The sequence below is a fragment of the Streptomyces sp. NPDC002742 genome, assembly GCF_042888885.1.
In the GTDB taxonomy this organism is placed as follows: Bacteria; Actinomycetota; Actinomycetes; order Streptomycetales; family Streptomycetaceae; genus Streptomyces.
This window is the reverse complement of the sequence record NZ_JBIAQF010000030.1, coordinates 65,628-85,116: the sequence shown is the minus strand read 5'-3', so window position 1 is coordinate 85,116 and position 19,489 is coordinate 65,628. Positions and strand designations below refer to the sequence as shown.

The window sequence follows — 19,489 nt, the reverse complement described above, 5'->3', positions numbered from 1 at the left end:
CAAACCGCCGTACGATCCCGTACGGCGGTGTGGATCAGGCCTTGACGGCCTCGGGAGAGGCCTCCGTGACCTGCGACTCCAGCTCGTGGCTGATGCGGCGCTCCACGAAGAAGGCGGCCGTGGGAATCGTGCCCGCCAGCAGCACCCAGAGCTGCTTGCCGACCGGCCACTTCGCCTTGGACCCCAGGTCGAACGCGAAGACCAGGTAGACGACGTACAGCCAGCCGTGCGCGATGGCGACGACACGGGTGAAGTCCGCGGCCCCGTCGACGCCCAGGCCGTACTTGGCGATCATGCTGAGGCACAGCAGAACCAGCAGCACGCCGGTGACGTAGGCCATGACGCGGTAGCGGGTCAACACGCTCTTCTTCATGGGACGAGGGTAACCACCCTTTTTGCGCGATCTTCACGCGCCCCCATGCCTCGCCGCCCGCCCCGGTGGCGCTCCGCCCGCCGCCGGACCACCGGCCGCCGGACCACTCGCCGCCCGATTGCCGGCCTTCGGACTACACGTCGTCGAAGTCGTGCGCGGCGACCCGCAGCGGCCGCAGCATCGCGAAGATCTCCCCGCACTCCTCGGCGTCGTAGACCCCGAGCCCGAAGTCCATCGCCATCAGGTCGCGGGTGGCCGCGTCGCAGACCTCACGGCCCTTGTCCGTGATGGAGGCGAGGGTGCCGCGCCCGTCCTTCGGGTTCGGGCGCTTGTCGACGAGCCCGGACAGCACGAGCCGGTCCACCGTGTTGGTGACGGACGTCGGATGCACCATGAGCCGCTCGCCGATCTTGGACATCGGCAGCTCGCCCGCCTTGGAGAAGGTGAGCAGCACCAGTGCCTCGTAGCGCGCGAAGGTCAGTCCGTACGGCTTGACGACCGAGTCCACCTCGGCCAGCAGGATCTGGTGCGCGCGCATGATCGAGGTGATCGCGGCCATGGACGGCACGGAGCCCCAGCGCTGCCGCCAGTGTTCGTCGGCGCGGGCGATGGGATCGAAGGCAAGACTGAGCGGCTTCGGCACGCCAAAGACCTTACCGGCCGGTCACATCGTGGTCAGCCCCGTCTCGCGTTTCGGTACACGCCCCCACGGCGGCCGGGTTCCGGGCTTCCTGGACCGCCGGACCCACGCGCTGTCCGCGCCGCTCCCCCATCTGTCTACTCGCCCCGCGCCCCGCCGTGTTCGGTCCGCCGGGCCGCGACCGCCAGGCCCGCGCAGACCGCGGTCCCCAGCACTCCCGCGCCCACGACCGCCGCCCGCACCCCGGCGAACTCCGCCGCCACCCCCGACAGCACCATCCCTACACCCTGAATGGTCATCAGCCCGGCCGCGTTCAACGTCATCGCGCGCCCCAGCAGTTCGTCCGGCACCGCCCGCACGAACCACTGGTCCAGGCCGAGGGTGTACGCCGATCCGGCACCCGCGAGCACGAGCAGGACCAGCGTCCAGCCGAGACCGGGCCGCAGCGCGTAGCCGGCGTAGGGCAGCAGCGTGACGCAGACCAGCGGGAGCGTGAGCCGGTTCCGGGTCGCCGGCCGCAGTCGCGACCCCGCGAACAGCTCCCCCGCGATCGTGCCGACGGGCAGCGCGCACATCAGCAGGCCGAGCCCGGCCGTACCGGCCCCGAGCCCTTCGGCGTACGGCGCCGCCAGCGCCTCCGGCGCCACGGCGAACATCGAAGGCGCCCAGAACAGCAGGAGCAGTACGAGGATCCGACGGTCGCCCAGCACCTGACGGGCCCCACGGAGGGAGTCCCGCACGAGCGGCGCCCCCTGGTGCGCCCGCGCGGGCCGCCGCCGGGTGCCGAACCGCAGCAGCAGGGCGGAGAGGAGGAAGGTGCAGACCGTGACGAGGAGCGCGTGGCGCGGGGACACGACGGTGAGCAGCAGGCCGCCCGTCCCGAACCCGGCCAGGAGCGCGCTCTGCGACAGGATCCGCAGCAGGGAACGGCCGAGCACGAACAGTTCCCCGTCGCCGAGGACGTCCGCGAGGGTCGCCGTCCGCGTTCCCTGGAAGACCGGGGCGACCAGGGCGAGCGCGGCCCGCATCGCGAGCAGCACCGCGATGGGCGCGCCCGGCAGCACCATCACGGCCACGCATCCCGCGCACGCCAGATCACACACCACCAGGACCCGGCGGGCCGGGAAGCGGTCCGCGACGCCCGCCAGCAGGGTCCCGCCGATCAGATAGGGCAGAAAGCCGAGCGCGAACGTCAGGGCGCTCAGCAGCGGAGAGCCCGTCAGGTCGTAGACGAGGACGGAGAGCGCGATCTCGCTGACGACGAGTCCGAGCAACGAGAACGCGTGCGCGGCGAAGACGGCCCGGAACTCGGGCACGGCGAACACGGGACCGTACCCGGTGCGCTCGGCGACGCCCTCCGGGACGCCTGCCCCCTTCGGCGCGCTCGGGGTACTCGGGGCGCTGGTCTCTGCTTCTGGCATGGGCGACAGCGTGCCCGGACCCGCTCCGGCCCCGTAGAGTTTCGGCGTCAGCCGAATCTTCTGGGGTCGTTTCATGCCGTCGCTGCTGCACTTCTCGGAGGACGACCTCCTCAACTGCCGGTTCGCGGTGTCGCCGCTGTGGGAGACGCAGGAGGCGGTACGCACGCTCAGCCGGCCCGCGCGGCACGGCTATCACGCGCACTGGCTGCGCCGCATCCGCGCGGCGGCCGCCGGACTCGACCTCACCCCGCTGTGGCTGCTGATGCCGCAGCGCGGCTACTCCCCCGACTGGCTCGGCCCGCCCCCGCTCGGCCCGGCGGCGAGCTTCGAGGAGGAGATCGCCGCCCTCCGCACGGCCGACCCGGACGTGGTCCGCGAGGAGAGCGCGCGCTCGCTCGCCGATACCCCCGGAGCCCTCGCCTCGCCGCGCGGCCGGGCGCTGCTGGCCGACCCCGCCCGCATGGTGCGTGAACTGACCGACCTGCTGGAAGAGGCCTGGCACACCCTCGTCGAACCGGACTGGCCACGGCTGCGCGCCCTGCTGGAGGCCGACGTCGCCTTCCACTCACGGCGGCTCGCCGAGGTCGGCCTCGGCGGACTCCTCCCGGAGATCGACCGACGGTTCGGCTGGCGCTCCCACACCCTGACCGTCGAGGCCAAAGGCCGGCACGAACGGCACCTGGCCGGGCAGGGCCTGGTCCTCATGCCGAGCGTCTTCTCCTGGCCCGACGTGATCAGCGACTTCGAACCTCCCTGGCAGGCGACGCTCGTCTACCCCGCGCGCGGGATCGGCGGCCTGTGGGCCGAGCCGACGAAGCGCACCCCCGACGTGCTCGTACGGCTCCTCGGGCGCGGCCGGGCCGCCGTGCTCACCGCGCTCGACGAGCCGGCCGGCACGACGGCCCTCGCCCACCGGCTGCGCCTCGCGCCGTCGTCGGTCTCCGCGCATCTCGCCGCCCTGCGCGACGCGGGCCTGCTCGTCTCCCGCCGGTACGGGCACCAGGTGCTGTACGAGCGGACGCCGCTCGGGATCGCGCTGACGTCGGGCGGTGCCTGACCCGGGGAGCGGGACCGGGAGCGGGAGCGCTCATCACGCCACGCCGCTTCCCTGTCGATATGCCCCCTTGTGCAACCATTGGTGACCGGTCGTCACCTTCGCGCAAGGGAGCAGCATGCCCCGGCTGATCCACGCCCTCGCGGCACTCGCGGTGCTCGGACTCGTGGCGGGCTGCACGACCGCGCCCGCGGCCGGCGAGGCCTCCGCCGTCGGTGCCGCCTCGAATCAGGCGGGCCCCGCCGCGCGCTCCCCCTTCTGGGTCGACCCGGCCGGCCCGGCGGCCCGGCAGATCGAGCTGTGGCGGCAGCAGGGCCGCACCCGGGACGCCCTGCTGCTGAAGCGGATCGCGGACCAGCCCGTCGCCCTGTGGCCGGCCGGTGAGCTCGACCCGGGCCCGGCGGTCCGCTCGGCGACCGCGTCCGCGACGCGGGAAGGACGGACGGCGCTGTTCGTGGCGTACGACATCCCGCACCGGGACTGCGGCCGGCACTCGGCGGGCGGGGCGGCGGACGCGGACGCCTACCTGCGGTGGATCGACCGGTTCGCCGACGCCCTCGGCGACGGCCGGGCCCTGGTGGTCCTGGAACCCGACGCGATCGCCCACATCGTGGACGGCTGCACGCCCGGCGCGTACCGGGACGAGCGCGAGCGGCTGCTGAACGAGGCGATCGTGCGGCTGAAGCGCCAGCCGCGCGCCAAGGTGTACCTGGACGCCGGGAACCCCGCCTGGATCCTCGATTCCGGAAAACTGGTCGAGCCCCTGCGACGAGCGGGCATCGCGAGCGCCGACGGCTTCTCGCTCAACGTCTCCAACTTCCAGACGAACGACGTTGTCGGACAGTACGGAGTCCGCCTCTCCGAACGGCTCGGCGGCAAGCACTTCGTCGTCGACACCAGCCGCAACGGCAACGGTCCGCTGGAGGGCGTCTGGTGCAACCCGCCGGGCCGGGCACTCGGCACCCCGCCGACCACGGTCACCGGTGAGCCCGCCCTCGACGCCTACCTGTGGATCAAGCGGCCTGGCGAGTCGGACGGGGAGTGCGGCGGCGGCCCGGCGGCCGGCCGGTGGTGGCCGGACTACGCCCTGGAACTGGCGCGCGGCTCCGTCACCTGACCTGGATCCACTTCGCCTCGGACGGCGTGCCCTGACCGTCCGTCACGAAGAGCATGTACCAGCCGGGCGGCACGAGCGACGGGTCCCTCGGTACGTCGACGGTGACCGAGTCCGCGGTCTTCGTCAGCCCCAGTCGGATCGACCGCTGTTCGACGTCCGTCGTGTGGGTGACGGCGCTGGGGCGCATCAGCCTGGCCCTGACGACCCGTTCCGGGTGGTCGGTGGCGAACGTCGCCCGGTGGTTCCCGTCGAGTTCCTCGGGGCCGTGACCCAGCACCGGACGGTTCCTGCCGTTCCGGTACAGGGCGGGCGGGGTGAAGACCTCCATGCGCTGTTCGAAGTGGCCCAGTTTGGTGTTCTGCCGGTCGTCGAACAGCGGGTCGGAGCCGAAGGTGGCGACGCGGCCGTCGGGCAGGAGCAGCGCCTCGGAGTGGTAGTTGCGGCCCACGCTCGGGGACGCCGCCTCGTGGAAGGCGTTGGCCTTGGGATCGTAGAACTGCGCCCTGAGGATGTTGCTGGCGCCGCGGCCGCGGTAGTCCTTGGAGCCGTTGGTGGTGAAGACGGAGTCGTCCGGCATGATCACGCTGTTGAGATAGCGCGTGCCCTGGGGAAGGTCGGGGCCGTCCTTGAAGGCCGGGCTGTCCTTCTTGAGGTCGACGACGGCGGTGCGGGCGGTCGACTTCCCGGACTCGCCGACGCCTCCGCCGCCGAGGATCATCACCTTCTGGTCCTGGGCGGGCGGGAGCAGCAGCGAGGCGGAGGTCTCCGTCCGGTCGGCGTCCCGCAGACCGGGCACCTTCTGGAAGGTGTTGGTGCGCAGGTCCCACAGGCCGGGCTCACGGCCCCGGTCGGCGGGCCCGTAGCCGGCGTTGGAGGCCGGGTAGAAGAGTTTGCCGCCCTTGGTGAGGAAGAGGGCCGGGTAGGTGGGGAAATAACGGTGCGGGCCCGGGCTCCACTTCTTCGTCCTCGGGTCGTAGATCTCGTTGTCGCCGGGGTCGATGACCCCGAGGTCGTCGAGGCCGGAGACGGCGAGGACCCGTCCGTCGTCGAGTCCGACGAGGGTCGGGTACCAGCGGGCCTTGTCCATCGGGTCGACGGGGATGTACTTCTCGGCCCTCGGGTCGAACTCGTAGGCGGCCCTGATGCCCTGGAAGTCCTGCTTCTCCAGCGTGATCCTCTCCGAGAGGCCGTACGTGTTGCGGGCGTCCTCGCCGCGCAGGCCGACGATCTCGTACTGGGCCTGCCGGTCGGTGACCGACCCCGGTCCCTTCTCCTCGGCCTCGACGAAGACGCGGGCCTCGCCGGCGGTGACCTCGGTCTTCCACGGCCGCATGACGCCGGCCCGGTCGTACGTGATGACCTGGTTCCGTCTGGCCCTGGGGACCGTCACGTCGACCCTGCTGACGTAGTCGACGCCGGCGGGTGAGCGGAAGACGGTGCCCTTCTTGAGGACGACGGCGGTGTCCGGGTTCTCGTTCTTCACGCGCATGCCGCCGCCGGCCCGTACGACCTCGCCGTCCAGCCGTTCGTAGCGGGCGGTGCCGCCGGCCACGAGCAGTCTGCCGTCGGGAAGCTGGGCGTGTCCGGAGCAGAAGAAGTCGTCCGGGGTGGGGACCTTCTTGAAGGTGTCCGTCCTCGGATCCCACAGGATCGTGTCGAAGGACCCCTTGTCGAACTTCTTCTGCTCGTTGCCCGACCCGGCGACGATGAGCACCTTCCCGGTGTGCAGCAGGGCCGCGTGGATCGCGTTGGTGCGGTACTTCGCGGGGATGTCGATCCGGCTCCAGGAGCCGTACTTCGCCCGGTAGGCGGGCTGGGAGATCTTGTACTCGTAGTACTTCTCACCGGCGAATCCCAGCGCCGCCGGGGCGTTGAGTCCCGCGAGGACGGCGATTCCCGCGATGCCGAGCACCGTCTTCTTCGTCTTCTTCGAGGGCCGGTACGCCATGGCCTAGGTTCCTCCTGTCGTGGAGCCGGTGACCGTCATGGGGGAACCGGCCGCGGTCGGCACCGGTTCCGCGCCGTCGGGGACCCTGGTGGGGGCGGGCAGTACGAGCCGCCGGCTCCGGCGCTCCCCGAGGAGGGTGCGGCCCCAGACCGCGACCGGTGCGAGGGAGATCCCCATGGCCAGCAGCGCCCAGGTCCGCATGGCCGCGTGGGTGTGGCCGAGGAAGGCCGACGCGGCGAGCGAGACGGCGAGGAACGCGGCCCAGCCGAGGTGGACGCGGAAGGTCAGCAGCCGGTCGGGGCTGGCGTCGCGGCCCTTCGGGGTGACGACGAAGCGGCTGGGGCGCCGGATCAGGGCCTCGCCCAGCGACTTCAGATAGACGGGGGCCGACAGCGCCGACATCGCCATGCCGGCCAGGCCGCCGGATCCCTCGGGTTCGTGCGGTGAGACGTTGTGCCGCCGGTTCCACAGGTAGAGACAGATCTGGAGGGCGGCGGCGTCGCTGTAGAGCATCAGCCACACGGAGGCCGTCACCTGTGTCCCGGAGGCCCCGAACCACAGGAACAGGAAGCAACTGAGCATTCCCAGAAGCCAGTTGACCGCCGTCATCGGGTAGTAGAGGAGCATCAGGGTGTACGAGAACAGCCGGCCGGGCGGCATGGTGAACGGCGCCTTCCAGTACTGCTTGAACAGGGTCTCGTAGGTGCCGCGCGACCAGCGCGTCTGCTGGGTGAAGAAGTCGGTCCAGGAGGAGGGGCCTTCGCCGACGGCGAGGACGTCCGGTGTGTAGACGGACCGCCAGTGCCGGCCCGTCCGGGGGTTCCGGTGCCGGTGCAGTTCGAACCCGGTGGCCATGTCCTCGGTGATGGAGTCGTACAGCCCGCCGATCTGCTTGAGGGCGGCGATGCGGACGACGTTGTTGGTGCCGACGAACATGGGCGAGCCGTAGCGGTTGCCGGCGCGCTGGATCAGGGCGTGGAAGAGGAACTGCTGGGACTCGGCGGCCTTGGTGACCGGGTTCCCGTAGTTCCCGTACACCTGGGGGCCGACGACGAACGCGACGTCGGGGTCCCGGAAGTAGCCCATCATGCGGTCGAGGAAGCCGGGCAGCGGGACGTGGTCGGTGTCGACCGAGGCGAAGAAATCGTACGCGTGACCGTAGAGGGAGAGCCACGCGTTGTAGTTGCCGTGTTTGGTCCGGGCCCGGTGGCTCCCCTCGGGGCGGTTCCACTCGGGCACCCCGTTGCGGGTGAAGTGCCGCACCCCGAGCTCGGCGCACAGGGCCCTGGCCTGTTCGTCGTCACCCTCGTCGAGCAGCCAGACGTCGAGGCGGCCGGTGTGGGTGATGCCGACGGCACCTTCGAGGGTGGCGCGGACCGTGGCGAGGGGCTCCTTTCCCGGGACGTACGTGGTGAGGAAGGCGACCCGGGTCCCCTGTGCGGGGACGACGGGAACGGGGTCGCACGCGGCCATCGTCGCGTGGGCGATGCTCAGGACGTTGACGACCATGAAGAACTCGATCAGACCGATGGCGACGAGCACGGTCGTGTCGAGGGCGGTCAGCCAGGGCTCGCCGCCCTCGCGTTCCACCCAGTGGGTGGGCCACACGAGGTAGACGAGGAGCGCGCCGGTGAGGACGGGCGCGAGGGTCATCAGCACGATGGCGCGTATTCGGTGCGGCTCGCGGGACAGGAGCTGGGCGTACTGCACCCGGTAGCCCGCGCCGGACGGCTGGGTCAGCGGTCCGGCGAGTCGGCTGTAGGTGTCGTAGTCGTAGCCCTCGGGCCGCACATCGCCCTCCAGTGGTTGAACGTGCCCCGTGATCGTTCTGGCTGGTACCCACACATAAGTGGAGTTTTGACGACGTGTCGAACGGGGCGCGTCCGAAGGGGTGCGGGGGCGTGCGGGCGGGTGGACTTTCGCTCCCGGGGCGGCCGTCCGGCCCCGGACGTGGAACTGCGCGCCCGCGCGGGGACGGTGGCACCGCGGGCATGCGGCGCCGTTCGCCGCCGCCCTCACCGCCACGGCCGCCGCCGTCACCGTCACGGCCGTCGCCGTCACCGTCGCCGCCGGGACATGCTAGAACCCCGGTCCTGGGGACCGGGGTTCTAGGTGCGGGGCCCGCACCCGGAGGTCATGCCGTCATGACGGCATGACGGCAGGGCGTCAGGGCGTCAGGGCGTCAGATGGCGTTCCACCGTGTCCACCTTGGACGTGAGGCCGTCCGTCACGCCGGGGCGGATGTCCGCCTTGAGGACGACCGAGACGCGGGGCGCGCGTTCTTCGACGACGGCGACGGCGCGCTTGACGACGGCCATCACTTCATCCCAGTCGCCCTCGATCGAGGTGAACATCGCGTCGGTGCGGTTGGGCAGGCCCGACTCACGGACGACACGGACGGCATCGGCGACGTACTCCCCCACGTCCTCGCCGACACCGAGCGGTGTCACGGAGAAGGCGACGATCATGCGTTCACGACCCCTTCCTTACGCGCGCGGTCCGCGATCACCGCGTCCTCGCTGGCGCGGCGCAGCCTGCGCTCGGCCACGAAGCCGCCGCCGGGGATGATCGAGTACGCGAAGTACATAAGGCCCGTCTTCCGGTCCCACCTGGTGCGGTTCCAGGCGTCGAGCCAGAAGATCACGTAGAGCGTGAACAGCACGCCATGGATCGGTCCGAGCCACCGTGCGACGTCGACCTCGGAGGTGACGGTGTACTTGATGACCGTGCAGGTCGCGAGCACGATCCAGGAGATGCCCTCCGGTACGGAGACCAGACGGAGCCGGCGGAGTGCGGTGGCGGTCTTTATGTCCACGGGTCACCTTCGGTGGGATTCGCTGTCGGGGGGAACGCCTGCCTTGTGAACGCAAGCACAAGCGTCCCGGACATTGTGGCATCCGAAGGGCTCGATCCCGGGTCCGGGGCCCCTAGGGGGCGACTCAGGGGCGGGATCCACCCGTGGGCTCTGTCCGCCGTCCGGCGCTGCGGCTACCTTCACACCTGTGGCGATGTTTCGACTTCAGGGCAGCAAGGTGCTGGCCGTCGACATGACCGGGGACGCCGTGAAGGCGAAGAACGGCTCCATGGTCGCGTACGACGGCCAGATGGCCTTCAAGAAGCTGAGCGGGGGTGGTGAGGGGATCCGGGGGATGGTGACCCGGCGCCTCACCGGCGAGCAGATGACGGTGATGGAGGTGAAGGGGCACGGCACCTGCTGGTTCGCGGACCGCGCCTCGGAGATCAACCTGGTGGCTCTTCAGGGGGACAAGCTGTACGTGGAGTCGAGCAACCTGCTCGCCACGGACGCGGGTCTGCGCACGGGCACGACGTTCACGGGACTGCGCGGTGCCTCCCAGGGCAACGGTCTGTTCACGACCACCGTCGAGGGCCACGGCCAGGCGGCGATCATGTCGGACGGGCCCGCCGTGGTGCTGCGGGTCAGCGGCCAGTATCCGTTGACGGTCGATCCGGGGGCGTACATCGCGCACCAGGGCGACATACGGCAGTCACTGCAGTCCGGTGTGACGTTCCGCACCCTCCTCGGCGAGGGCGGTGGCGAGGCGTTCCAGATGCGCTTCGAGGGCGACGGGCTGGTCTACGTCCAGCCCAGTGAGCGCAACACGATCGCGGGGGATGTCTGACATGCCCTTCCGCGAGGTGAATTCGAAGATGGTCGAGGCGACCGTGGTGCCGGGTCAACGGCTGTTCAGTCAGCGCGGCGCGATGCTCGCGTACAAGGGCGAGGTGTCGTTCACGCCCAACATCCAGGGCGGGCAGGGCGGGGTGATGTCGATGATCGGCCGCCGGCTGGCCAACGAGGCGACTCCCCTGATGACCGTCGAGGGCGCGGGCACGGTGCTCTTCGGGCACGGCGGCCATCATGTCCATGTGATCAGCCTCACCGGGGACACGCTGTACGTCGAGGCGGACCGGCTGCTGGCGTTCGACGGGGCGCTTCAGCAGGGCACGATGTTCCTGGGCTCGCAGGGCGGCGTGATGGGCATGGTGCGGGGCCAGGTGACGGGCCAGGGGCTCTTCACGACCACCCTCAAGGGGCACGGAGCGGTGGCCGTCATGGCGCACGGCGGTGTCTTCGAGGTCCCGATCACCCCGCAGCGGACGGTGCACGTCGACCCGCAGGCGTACGTGGCGCACCACGGCGACGTGCGCAACAAGCTGTCCACGGCACTGGGCTGGCGCGACATGGTGGGCCGCGGTTCGGGCGAGGCCTTCCAGCTGGAGCTGAGCGGAAGCGGTTCGGTGTACGTCCAGGCCTCGGAGGAGAAGCTTTGAGCGGGTACGGAGCCCCCGGCGGCCCGGTGATCCACGATCCGATGTCGCTTCCGGTCGACGACAACGTCAACAACTACACCTTCTGCGTGGAGCTCAAGGGGAGCGAGTGGTTCCTGCAGAAGGGCAAGATGATCGCCTACTACGGGTCGATGGAGTTCAACGGCATCGGGCACGGCCGACTTGACCGTCTTGTCCGTACCTCGTTCCATTCGCCTCTGCACGCGAGCGACTGGGTCGTGGCACAGGGTTCGGGCAAGATGCTGCTCGCCGACCGGGCCTTCGACGTGAATTCGTACGACCTCGACGACGGCAACCTGACCATTCGCTCTGGCAACTTGCTCGCTTTTCAGCCAAGTCTCGCGCTCAAGCAGTCGATCGTGCCGGGCTTTCTGACCCTGATCGGAACCGGCAAGTTCGTGGCCGCGTCAAACGGTCCGGTGGTGTTCATGGAACCCCCGATCAGAGTGGACCCGCAGGCCCTCGTCGGATGGGCGGACTGCCCGTCCCCGTGCCACCACTACGACCATGGGTACATGACCGGCGTCATGGGCGGTCTACGTGCGATGACGGGCCTCGGAGGGGCCTCCGGGGAGGAGCACCAGTTCGAGTTCGTGGGGGCCGGCACGGTGCTGCTCCAGTCCACCGAGATCCTGATGGCGGAGCAGGCCACGGGGGCGGTCCCGCAACAGGCCGGAGTGCCTGGCGCGGGAGGGGCGCCCGGTCAGCACGGAGGGCAAGCCGGCGCACCGCGCCTTCCCGGACAGCTGGGGGACCTCCAGCGTCGCTTCGGGCTGTGAGCGGTAGTCTGCGGAGTGTGACATCGAACGCGCATCGAACGCGTGCGCACGGTCACACAACCCCTCACTAGTTCGCCTTTCAACATTTTAGGTAGACTTCACATATGGAGACCGAGACGGCCACGCGCTGGCTGACCGATGCGGAGCAGTGCGCCTGGCGCACCCACCTGGAGGTCAACAGGCTGTTGACGTACCAGCTCGAAAGGGACCTTCAGCCGTTCGGGCTGACGATGAACGACTACGAGATCCTGGTGAACCTCTCCGAATCGGAGGGCGTACGGATGCGGATGAGCGACCTGGCGTCCGCCACCCTCCAGTCCAAGAGCCGCCTCTCCCACCAGATCACGCGCATGGAGAACGCGGATCTGGTGCGCCGGGAGAACTGCGAGTCCGACCGGCGAGGGCTGTACGCGGTGCTCACCGAGCACGGCATGGAGACGATGAAGAAGGTCTCGCCGCATCATGTGGCGTCCGTACGGCGGCACTTCATCGACCTGGTGTCTCCCGAGGCGCTGGAGGACCTGCACAAGTCGCTGCGGCCGATCGCCGAGCATCTGCTCGGGCAGCGCGGCAAGCCCTAGGCCTCGGGCGGGGAGTTGCGCGCCGTCCGCCTCGGCGGGGCGCGCGACCTCGGCCGCACCGTGCCCCGCGTCCGCGTCCGGACGCGGGGTTCTCGCGTGCCGCACGCGGACAAGGGCGGCCGTCGACGCCGGTGTCCCCGGGAACGCGAAGCACAGCCCCGGGGGCAGCGGGCCCGCCGGCGGGCCCGCACCGGCGGCACCCACCGGACTCCCGGCGTTCACGGCGGCGCAGTGCCGCTCAGCTCTCCGTGAGGCCCTCGATCAGGGAGTCGGCGGCCCGGTACGGGTCCAGTTCGCCCGCGACGATGCGCTCCGCGAGGGCGCTCAGGCGGCGGTCGCCGTGGAGGTCGCCGATACGCCGGCGCAACGCGGTGACGGCGATCGTCTCGACCTCCTGGGACGCGCGGGCGAGCCGGCGCTCGGCCAGCACGCCGTGCTCCTCCATCCACGCCCGGTGCTTCTCCAGTGCCTCGACGACCTCGTCGATGCCCTCACCACGCGCGGCGACGGTCTTGACGATCGGCGGGCGCCAGGCCCCCGGACCGCGCGACTCACCGAGGCTGAGCATGTGGTTGAGCTCGCGGGCGGTGGCGTCGGCGCCGTCGCGGTCGGCCTTGTTGACGACGTACACGTCGCCGATCTCCAGGATTCCCGCCTTGGCGGCCTGGATGCCGTCGCCCATGCCGGGGGCGAGGAGGACGACGGAGGTGTCCGCCTGGGAGGCGATCTCCACCTCCGACTGGCCGACGCCGACGGTCTCCACCAGGATCACGTCGCAGCCCGCCGCGTCCAGCACGCGGATCGCCTGGGGGGCCGACCAGGCCAGTCCCCCCAGGTGGCCGCGCGTCGCCATCGAGCGGATGTAGACGCCCGGGTCCGAGGCGTGGTCGGACATCCGGACGCGGTCGCCGAGGAGCGCGCCCCCGGAGAACGGCGAGGACGGGTCGACGGCGAGTACGCCGACCCGCTTGCCCTGCCGCCGGTAGGCCGTCACCAGCGCCGACGTCGACGTCGACTTGCCGACGCCGGGCGAGCCGGTGAGACCCACCACGTACGCGTTGCCCGTCAGCGGGGCCAGCGCGGCCATGACCTCACGGAGCTGCGGTGCGGCTCCCTCGACGAGGGAGATCAGCCGGGCCACCGCCCGCGGCCGCCCTTCCCTGGCCTGGGTCACCAGCGAGGAGACGTCCTGCATCACAGCTCCGTTCACGAGAGGTCGGTCGGTCGAACGCGGGTCAGGCCTTGGCCACCCGCACGATCAGGGCGTCGCCCTGACCGCCGCCACCGCACAGGGCGGCCGCGCCGACACCGCCGCCGCGCCGCTTCAGTTCGAGGGCGAGGTGCAGCACGACCCGGGCGCCGGACATGCCGATCGGGTGACCGAGGGCGATGGCGCCGCCGTTGACGTTCACCTTTTCCGTGGACACCCCGAGGTCCTTCATCGACTGGACCGCGACAGCCGCGAAGGCCTCGTTGATCTCGATCAGGTCGAGGTCCCCGACCTCCAGGCCCTCCTTCTTGAGGGCGTGCAGGATCGCGTTCGAGGGCTGCGACTGCAGGGAGTTGTCCGGACCCGCCACGTTGCCGTGCGCGCCGATCTCCGCGATCCACTCCAGTCCGAGCTCCAGCGCCTTGGCCTTGCTCATCACGACCACGGCGGCCGCGCCGTCCGAGATCTGCGAGGAGGTGCCGGCGGTGATGGTGCCGTCCTTGGCGAAGGCCGGGCGCAGCTTGCCGAGCGACTCGGCGGTCGTCTCGGCGCGGATGCCCTCGTCCTTGCTGAAGACGACGGGCTCGCCCTTGCGCTGCGGGATCTCGACGGGTGTGATCTCCGCCTCGAAGATGCCGTTCTTCTGGGCGGTGGCCGCGCGCTGGTGGGAGAGGGCCGCGATCTCGTCCTGCGCCGGGCGCTGGATCCCGAGGCGGGTGTTGTGCTTCTCCGTGGACTCGCCCATGGCGATGCCCTCGAAGGCGTCCGTCAGACCGTCGTACGCCATGGCGTCGAGCATCTCGATCGCGCCGTACTTGTAGCCCTCGCGGGACTTCGGGAGCAGGTGCGGGGCGTTCGTCATGGACTCCTGGCCGCCCGCGACCACGATGTCGAACTCGCCGGCGCGGATCAGCTGGTCCGCGAGGGCGATGGCGTCGAGGCCGGAGAGACACACCTTGTTGATGGTCAGGGCCGGGACGCTCATCGGGATGCCCGCCTTGACGGCGGCCTGGCGTGCCGGGATCTGCCCTGCCCCGGCCTGGAGCACCTGGCCCATGATCACGTACTGCACCTGGTCGCCGCCGATACCCGCACGGTCGAGGGCGGCCTTGATCGCGAAGCCACCGAGGTCGGCCCCGGAGAAGGACTTCAGCGAGCCCAGCAACCGCCCCATGGGCGTTCGGGCGCCCGCGACGATCACCGAAGTACTGCTGTTCGTTCCAGACATGAGGTGCGATCCCCTTACCGGCTGCACAGCCGAGGAGTGAACGAGGGTTTACTGAGAATGTACTGAGCGGTAGGCCACCCGTCATCCGGCCCGCAGTGTGATCGCGCGCACGTTGCGTAACCACGCCAGGAGCGCTGCACTGACTCCATGCTGACGCGAATCGACCACATCGGGATCGCCTGTTTCGACCTCGACGCCACTGTCGAGTTCTACCGTGCGACGTACGGCTTCGAAGTCTTCCACTCCGAGATCAACGAGGAGCAGGGCGTCCGGGAGGCCATGCTCAAGATCAACGAGACGTCCGACGGCGGCGCCTCCTACCTCCAGCTCCTCGAACCCACCCGCGAGGACTCGGCCGTGGGCAAGTGGCTGGCCAAGAACGGCGAGGGCGTGCATCACATCGCCTTCGGCACCGCGGACGTCGACGGGGACGCCGCGGACATCCGGAACAAGGGCGTCCGAGTCCTGTACGACGAGCCCCGGACCGGGTCCATGGGGTCCCGGATCACCTTCCTCCACCCGAAGGATTGCCACGGAGTACTGACAGAACTGGTCACTTCGGCGGCGGTTGAGTCGGCTGAGCACTGACCTCCGTATATCTGGGCCGGTAGGGTTGGGGTCGGCCGTCACCTTTTACGGGGGACGGCCGTGGTCCCGGCGCCTTCCAGCGGGCGGGACCAAGGGCCGGGGTCCAGGTTTCGGGGGGCGAGCGTCGGGGCAGCAGCCCGTGCTCCGCCGTTGATCTGACACCATTCCCCGGGGGCCCCGTTCGGCGGAAGAACGGTGCTCGTTCGGATTTACTTGCGACCAGGGGACGGATGGGACCGCGCAGTGCGGGGCTACGAACGCCAGGAGCGAGAGCCGGCGGCTGACGTCGACCACCTCTCTCGGTTCGAGGCCGAGATGGAACGGCTGAAGACCGAGCGGGAGAAGGCCGTCCAGCACGCCGAGGACCTCGGCTATCAGGTCGAGGTGCTGCGCGCCAAGCTGCATGAGGCGCGCCGCAGTCTGGCGACCCGTCCTGCCTACGACGGGGCCGACATCGGCTATCAGGCCGAGCAGATGCTCCGTAATGCCCAGATGCAGGCCGACCAGCTGCGCGTCGACGCCGAGCGTGAGATCAGCCAGGCGCGGGCGCAGACCCAGCGCATCCTCCAGGAGCACGCCGAGCAGGCCGCGCGGCTCCAGGCGGAGCTGCACCAGGAGGCGGTCACCCGTCGCCAGCAGCTCGACCAGGAGCTGGCCGAGCGCCGGCAGACCGTCGAGTCGCACGTCAACGAGAACGTGGCGTGGGCGGAGCAGCTGCGCGCCCGCTCCGAGTCGCAGGCCCGCCGTCTCCTGGACGAGTCGCGTGCCGAGGCCGATCAGGCGCTCGCCGCGGCCCGCGCGGAGGCCGAGCGCGTCGCCGCCGAGGCGCGCCAGCGGCTCACCAACGACGCCGAGGCGACCCGAGCCGAGGCCGAGGCGCTGCTGCGCCGGGCCCGCACGGACGCCGAACGACTGCTGAACGCCGCGTCGACGCAGGCCCAGGAGGCCACCGACCACGCCGAGCAGCTGCGCAGTTCCACGGCCAACGAGTCGGACAACGCCCGCCGTCAGGCCACCGAGCTGAGCCGGGCCGCTGAGCAGCGGATGAGCGCCGCCGAGGCGGCGTTGCGCGAGGCGCAGGCCGAGGCGGACAAGGTTCTGGCCGAGGCCAAGGAAACCGCGGCCAAGACCCTCGCCGGGGCCGAGTCGGTCAACGAGCAGCGCACGCGCACGGCGAAGGAGCAGGTCGCCCGGCTGGTCAGCGAGGCCACCAAGGAGGCCGAGACCACCAAGTCCGAGGCCGAGCAGATCGTCGCCGACGCCCGTTCCAAAGCCGAGACGATCGTCGCCGAGGCCGAGGACAGCGCCCGCAGCCTCACCGCCGAGGAGACCGCCTCCCAGCTCGCCAAGGCCGCCCGTACCGCCGAGGACGTACTCAACCGCGCGTCCGACGAGGCCAAGAGGACCACCAAGGCGGCGGCCGAGGAGGCCGAGCGGATCCGCACCGAGGCGGAGACCGAGGCCGACCGGCTGCGCGCCGAGGCGCACGACATCGCCGAGCAGCTCAAGGGCACGGCGAAGGACGACACCAAGGAGTACCGCGCCAAGACGGTCGAGCTCCAGGAGGAGGCCCGTCGGCTGCGCGGCGACGCCGAGCAGCTTCGTTCGGACGCGGTCGCCGAGGGCGAGCGCATCCGCGCCGAGGCCCGGCGCGAGGCCGTCCAGCAGATCGAGGAGGCGGCACGGACCGCCGAGGAGCTGCTGGGCAAGGCGAAGGCGGACGCGGACGAGCTGCGCCAGGCCGCCACGGCGGACAGCGAGAAGGTCCGCACCGAGGCCATCGAGCGCGCCACGACCCTGCGCCGGCAGGCCGAGGAGACGCTGGAGCGGACCCGCGCGGAGGCCGAGAAGCACCGTGCGGACGCCGTCGAGCAGGCCGAGGCGATCGCGGCCGACGCGGAGCGGGCCGCCGAGCGGCAGCGCGAGGAGACCGAGCGGGCCATAGCGGCCCGTCAGGCCGAGGCCGCCGAGGGTCTCGCCCGGCTGCACACGGAGACCGAGGAGCGTCTCACCGCCGCCGAGCAGGCGCTGACGGACGCCCGCGCGGAGGCCGAGCGGATCCGCCGCGAGGCCGCCGAGGAGAACGACCGGCTGCGTTCGGAGGCCGCCGAGCGGATCCGTACGCTCCAGGCGCAGGCCGAGGCGGAGGCCGACCGGCTGCGCGACGAGGCGGCGGGAGACGCGTCGGCGTCCCGCGCCGAGGGCGAGGCCATCGCCGTACGGCTGCGTTCGGAGGCCGCGGCTGAGGCCGAGCGGCTGAAGTCGGAGGCCCAGGACAGCGCCGACCGGGTACGGAGCGAGGCACAGGCCGCGGCCGAGCGCCTGGCGACCGAGGGTGCCGAGACGCTGGCCGCCGCCCAGGAGGAGGCCGCCCGGCGCCGCCGCGAGGCGGAGGAGACCCTCGGTTCGGCGCGCCAGGAGGCCGACCAGGAGCGCGAGCGGGCCCGCGAGCAGAGCGAGGAACTGCTCGCTTCCGCGCGCAAGCGCGTCGAGGAGGCCCAGACCGAGGCCGTACGGCTGGTCGAGGAGGCCGACCGGCGCGCGACCGAGATGGTCTCCAACGCCGAGCAGACCGCGCAGCAGGTGCGGGACTCGGTGGCCGGACTGCACGAGCAGGCCCAGGAGGAGATCACCGGGCTGCGCTCGGCCGCCGAGCACGTGGCGGACCGTACGCGGACCGAGGCGCAGGAGGAGGCGGACCGGGTCCGCGCCGACGCGTACGCCGAGCGCGAGCGGGCGTCCGAGGACGCGGCGCGCCTGCGGCGCGAGGCGAGCGAGGCGAGCGAGGCCGCGAGCTCCCTCGCGGAGCGCACGGTCGCCGAGGCGATCGCCGAGGCGGAGCGGATGCGTTCGGACGCGGCCGATCACGCCCAGCGGGTGCGCACCGAGGTGTCGGACTCCATCGCGAACGCCGACCAGGACGCCGCGCGCACCCGTGCGGACGCCCGGGAGGACGCGAACCGGATCCGTTCGGACGCGGCCGCGCAGGTGGACACGCTGATCACCGAGGCGACGGCGGAGGCCGAGCGGCTCGGGATCGAGACCGCGGCCGAGGCGGAGCGGGTACGCGCCGAGTCCGTGGCCAAGGCCGAGAAGCTCATCTCGGACGCGACCGGTGACGCGGAGCGGCTGCGCGCCGAGGCCGCCGACGCGGTCGGTTCCGCGCAGCAGCACTCCGAGCGGATCCGCACCGAGGCCGAGCGCTTCAAGGCGCGGGCGACGGAGGAGGCGGAGCGGCGCACGGCGTCGGCGCGCGAGGAGGCCGAGCGCACGCTGGACGCGGCCCGCCAGGAAGCCAACAAGCGGCGCTCCGAGGCGGCCGAGCAGGTCGACACGCTCATCTCCGAGACGGCGTCCGAGGCGGACAAGCTGCTCTCCGAGGCGCAGCAGAGCGCGCAGAAGACGACGGCGGACGCCGAGTCGCAGGCCGACACGATGGTCGGTGTGGCGCGGGGCGAGGCAGAGCGGCTCGTCTCGGAGGCGACCGTCGAGGGCAACACCCTCGTGGAGCGGGCCCGTACGGACGCGGACGAACTGCTGGTCGGCGCGCGCCGGGACGCAACGGCGATCCGGCAGCGCGCGGAGGAGCTGCGCGACCGCGTCACGTCCGAGATCGAGGATCTGCACGAGCGGGCGCGCCGTGAGTCGTCCGAGGCGATGAAGAACGCGGGCGACCGGTGCGACGCGCTCATCAAGGCCGCCGAGGACCAGCTCGCCGAGGCGGACGCGAAGGCCAAGGATCTGCTGGCGGAGGCGAACTCCGAGGCGAGCAAGGTCCGTATCGCCGCCGTGCGCAAGGCCGAGGGTCTGCTCAAGGAGGCCGAGCAGAAGAAGTCCTCGCTCGTGGCCGAGGCCGAGAAGATCAGGTCCGAGGCCATCCAGGAGGCGAAGGCGGCCGTCGAGGAGGGCAAGCGCGACCTGGAGGTCCTGGTCCGCCGGCGTGAGGACATCAACGCGGAGATCTCCCGTGTCCAGGACGTCCTGGAAGCGTTGGAGTCTTTCGAGGCACCGACGGGTGGCAAGGACGGCGGGGTGAAGGCGGGTGCTGCCGCGGGGGCTACCCGCTCGGGTGGCAAGGCGTCGGAGAGCTAGCCGGAAGCATTGATTCCGTGCTTTGTGGGACGTTTGTCACAGATTCTGGCAAGCCATCCGACAGCTAGCCACCCAAAAGGAGTGTCATTCTCCAGATCAAACACGTATCCGCTCGATGACACACCGCATTGACCCCTAGGATTCCAC

At 71.1% G+C, this 19,489-nt stretch carries 17 protein-coding genes; 8 read left to right on the top strand and 9 right to left on the bottom strand.

Annotation, left to right across the window (positions count from 1 at the left end; all coding sequences use genetic code 11):
• Positions 1–34 precede the first annotated feature (34 nt).
• The 3 genes from ACFYW8_RS37335 to ACFYW8_RS37325 form a co-directional block, all read right to left on the bottom strand.
• The gene (locus tag ACFYW8_RS37335) at positions 35–373 is read right to left on the bottom strand and encodes a DUF3817 domain-containing protein (RefSeq protein WP_389089314.1); all 339 of its coding nucleotides are present in this window, start codon (positions 371–373) and stop codon (positions 35–37) included.
• Between the two features lie 133 nt (positions 374–506).
• Entirely contained in the window at positions 507–1,016 is a 510-nt protein-coding gene (locus tag ACFYW8_RS37330) for a MarR family transcriptional regulator (RefSeq protein ID WP_365879559.1), read from the bottom strand.
• 134 nt (positions 1,017–1,150) lie between these two features.
• Complete coding sequence (locus tag ACFYW8_RS37325; protein WP_389089310.1) at positions 1,151–2,434, bottom strand: MFS transporter; 1,284 nt, start codon at positions 2,432–2,434, stop codon at positions 1,151–1,153.
• A 73-nt stretch (positions 2,435–2,507) separates the two neighbouring features.
• Between ACFYW8_RS37325 and ACFYW8_RS37320 the strand changes: the two genes are divergently transcribed.
• Both ACFYW8_RS37320 and ACFYW8_RS37315 read left to right on the top strand, forming a co-directional pair.
• A complete protein-coding gene (locus tag ACFYW8_RS37320) occupies positions 2,508–3,491 on the top strand; it encodes a DUF5937 family protein (RefSeq protein WP_389089306.1) in 984 nt (327 codons plus the stop codon).
• Positions 3,492–3,606: 115 nt separating this feature from the next.
• A complete protein-coding gene (locus ACFYW8_RS37315; protein ID WP_389089303.1) occupies positions 3,607–4,605 on the top strand; it encodes a glycoside hydrolase family 6 protein in 999 nt (332 codons plus the stop codon).
• Here the strand turns inward: ACFYW8_RS37315 and ACFYW8_RS37310 are convergent.
• The 4 genes from ACFYW8_RS37310 to ACFYW8_RS37295 all read right to left on the bottom strand — a co-directional run bounded on the left by ACFYW8_RS37310 (position 4,598) and on the right by ACFYW8_RS37295 (position 9,368).
• Positions 4,598–6,553: a galactose oxidase-like domain-containing protein gene (locus tag ACFYW8_RS37310; protein ID WP_389089300.1), complete on the bottom strand. Its 1,956-nt coding sequence runs from the start codon at positions 6,551–6,553 to the stop codon at positions 4,598–4,600. The two genes, ACFYW8_RS37315 and ACFYW8_RS37310, sit on opposite strands and share 8 nt — an antisense overlap.
• A 3-nt stretch (positions 6,554–6,556) precedes the next feature.
• Entirely contained in the window at positions 6,557–8,344 is a 1,788-nt protein-coding gene (locus ACFYW8_RS37305) for a glycosyltransferase family 2 protein (protein ID WP_389089297.1), read from the bottom strand.
• Between the two features lie 383 nt (positions 8,345–8,727).
• Positions 8,728–9,021: an MTH1187 family thiamine-binding protein gene (locus tag ACFYW8_RS37300; RefSeq protein ID WP_365879547.1), complete on the bottom strand. Its 294-nt coding sequence runs from the start codon at positions 9,019–9,021 to the stop codon at positions 8,728–8,730.
• Positions 9,018–9,368, bottom strand: coding sequence for a DUF3817 domain-containing protein (locus tag ACFYW8_RS37295; RefSeq protein WP_365879545.1), 351 nt, complete (start codon positions 9,366–9,368; stop codon positions 9,018–9,020). The genes ACFYW8_RS37300 and ACFYW8_RS37295 overlap by 4 nt, the downstream gene beginning before the upstream one ends.
• Positions 9,369–9,561: 193 nt before the next feature.
• Between ACFYW8_RS37295 and ACFYW8_RS37290 the strand changes: the two genes are divergently transcribed.
• From ACFYW8_RS37290 to ACFYW8_RS37275, 4 genes are all read left to right on the top strand, one after another.
• Positions 9,562–10,194: an AIM24 family protein gene (locus ACFYW8_RS37290; protein WP_389089393.1), complete on the top strand. Its 633-nt coding sequence runs from the start codon at positions 9,562–9,564 to the stop codon at positions 10,192–10,194.
• 1 nt (position 10,195) lies between these two features.
• A complete protein-coding gene (locus ACFYW8_RS37285) occupies positions 10,196–10,846 on the top strand; it encodes an AIM24 family protein (RefSeq protein WP_365879607.1) in 651 nt (216 codons plus the stop codon).
• The gene (locus tag ACFYW8_RS37280; RefSeq protein WP_389089290.1) at positions 10,843–11,643 is read left to right on the top strand and encodes an AIM24 family protein; all 801 of its coding nucleotides are present in this window, start codon (positions 10,843–10,845) and stop codon (positions 11,641–11,643) included. The genes ACFYW8_RS37285 and ACFYW8_RS37280 overlap by 4 nt, the downstream gene beginning before the upstream one ends.
• A gap of 104 nt (positions 11,644–11,747) precedes the next feature.
• Positions 11,748–12,224 (top strand): MarR family transcriptional regulator, encoded by a 477-nt coding sequence (locus ACFYW8_RS37275; RefSeq protein WP_365879541.1) that lies wholly within the window; start codon positions 11,748–11,750, stop codon positions 12,222–12,224.
• 238 nt (positions 12,225–12,462) lie between these two features.
• Here ACFYW8_RS37275 and meaB read toward each other — a convergent pair whose 3' ends face one another.
• Together meaB and ACFYW8_RS37265 are read right to left on the bottom strand one after the other, a co-directional pair.
• Positions 12,463–13,419 carry a methylmalonyl Co-A mutase-associated GTPase MeaB gene (gene meaB / locus ACFYW8_RS37270; protein ID WP_365879539.1) on the bottom strand — a complete coding sequence of 319 codons (957 nt, stop codon included), beginning with the start codon at positions 13,417–13,419 and terminating at the stop codon, positions 12,463–12,465.
• A 40-nt stretch (positions 13,420–13,459) separates the two neighbouring features.
• Positions 13,460–14,662, bottom strand: coding sequence for an acetyl-CoA C-acetyltransferase (locus ACFYW8_RS37265; RefSeq protein WP_389089284.1), 1,203 nt, complete (start codon positions 14,660–14,662; stop codon positions 13,460–13,462).
• 147 nt (positions 14,663–14,809) lie between these two features.
• Between ACFYW8_RS37265 and mce the strand changes: the two genes are divergently transcribed.
• Entirely contained in the window at positions 14,810–15,250 is a 441-nt protein-coding gene (gene mce, locus ACFYW8_RS37260) for a methylmalonyl-CoA epimerase (RefSeq protein ID WP_261707191.1), read from the top strand.
• A gap of 243 nt (positions 15,251–15,493) precedes the next feature.
• Positions 15,494–19,342 (top strand): polarized growth protein Scy, encoded by a 3,849-nt coding sequence (gene scy, locus ACFYW8_RS37255; RefSeq protein WP_389089279.1) that lies wholly within the window; start codon positions 15,494–15,496, stop codon positions 19,340–19,342.
• Positions 19,343–19,489 lie beyond the last annotated feature (147 nt).

What these genes read in the sequence shown, in the direction of transcription:
- ACFYW8_RS37335 (WP_389089314.1), bottom strand. Translation starts at nt 373, where the DNA reads ATGAAGAAGAGCGTGTTGACCCGCTACCGCGTCATGGCCTACGTCACC.
- ACFYW8_RS37325 (WP_389089310.1), bottom strand. Translation starts at nt 2,434, where the DNA reads ATGCCAGAAGCAGAGACCAGCGCCCCGAGTACCCCGAGCGCGCCGAAG.
- ACFYW8_RS37320 (WP_389089306.1), top strand. Translation starts at nt 2,508, where the DNA reads ATGCCGTCGCTGCTGCACTTCTCGGAGGACGACCTCCTCAACTGCCGG.
- ACFYW8_RS37315 (WP_389089303.1), top strand. Translation starts at nt 3,607, where the DNA reads ATGCCCCGGCTGATCCACGCCCTCGCGGCACTCGCGGTGCTCGGACTC.
- ACFYW8_RS37310 (WP_389089300.1), bottom strand. Translation starts at nt 6,553, where the DNA reads ATGGCGTACCGGCCCTCGAAGAAGACGAAGAAGACGGTGCTCGGCATC.
- ACFYW8_RS37300 (WP_365879547.1), bottom strand. Translation starts at nt 9,021, where the DNA reads ATGATCGTCGCCTTCTCCGTGACACCGCTCGGTGTCGGCGAGGACGTG.
- ACFYW8_RS37290 (WP_389089393.1), top strand. Translation starts at nt 9,562, where the DNA reads ATGTTTCGACTTCAGGGCAGCAAGGTGCTGGCCGTCGACATGACCGGG.
- ACFYW8_RS37285 (WP_365879607.1), top strand. Translation starts at nt 10,196, where the DNA reads ATGCCCTTCCGCGAGGTGAATTCGAAGATGGTCGAGGCGACCGTGGTG.
- ACFYW8_RS37275 (WP_365879541.1), top strand. Translation starts at nt 11,748, where the DNA reads ATGGAGACCGAGACGGCCACGCGCTGGCTGACCGATGCGGAGCAGTGC.
- meaB (WP_365879539.1), bottom strand. Translation starts at nt 13,419, where the DNA reads ATGCAGGACGTCTCCTCGCTGGTGACCCAGGCCAGGGAAGGGCGGCCG.
- ACFYW8_RS37265 (WP_389089284.1), bottom strand. Translation starts at nt 14,662, where the DNA reads ATGTCTGGAACGAACAGCAGTACTTCGGTGATCGTCGCGGGCGCCCGA.
- mce (WP_261707191.1), top strand. Translation starts at nt 14,810, where the DNA reads ATGCTGACGCGAATCGACCACATCGGGATCGCCTGTTTCGACCTCGAC.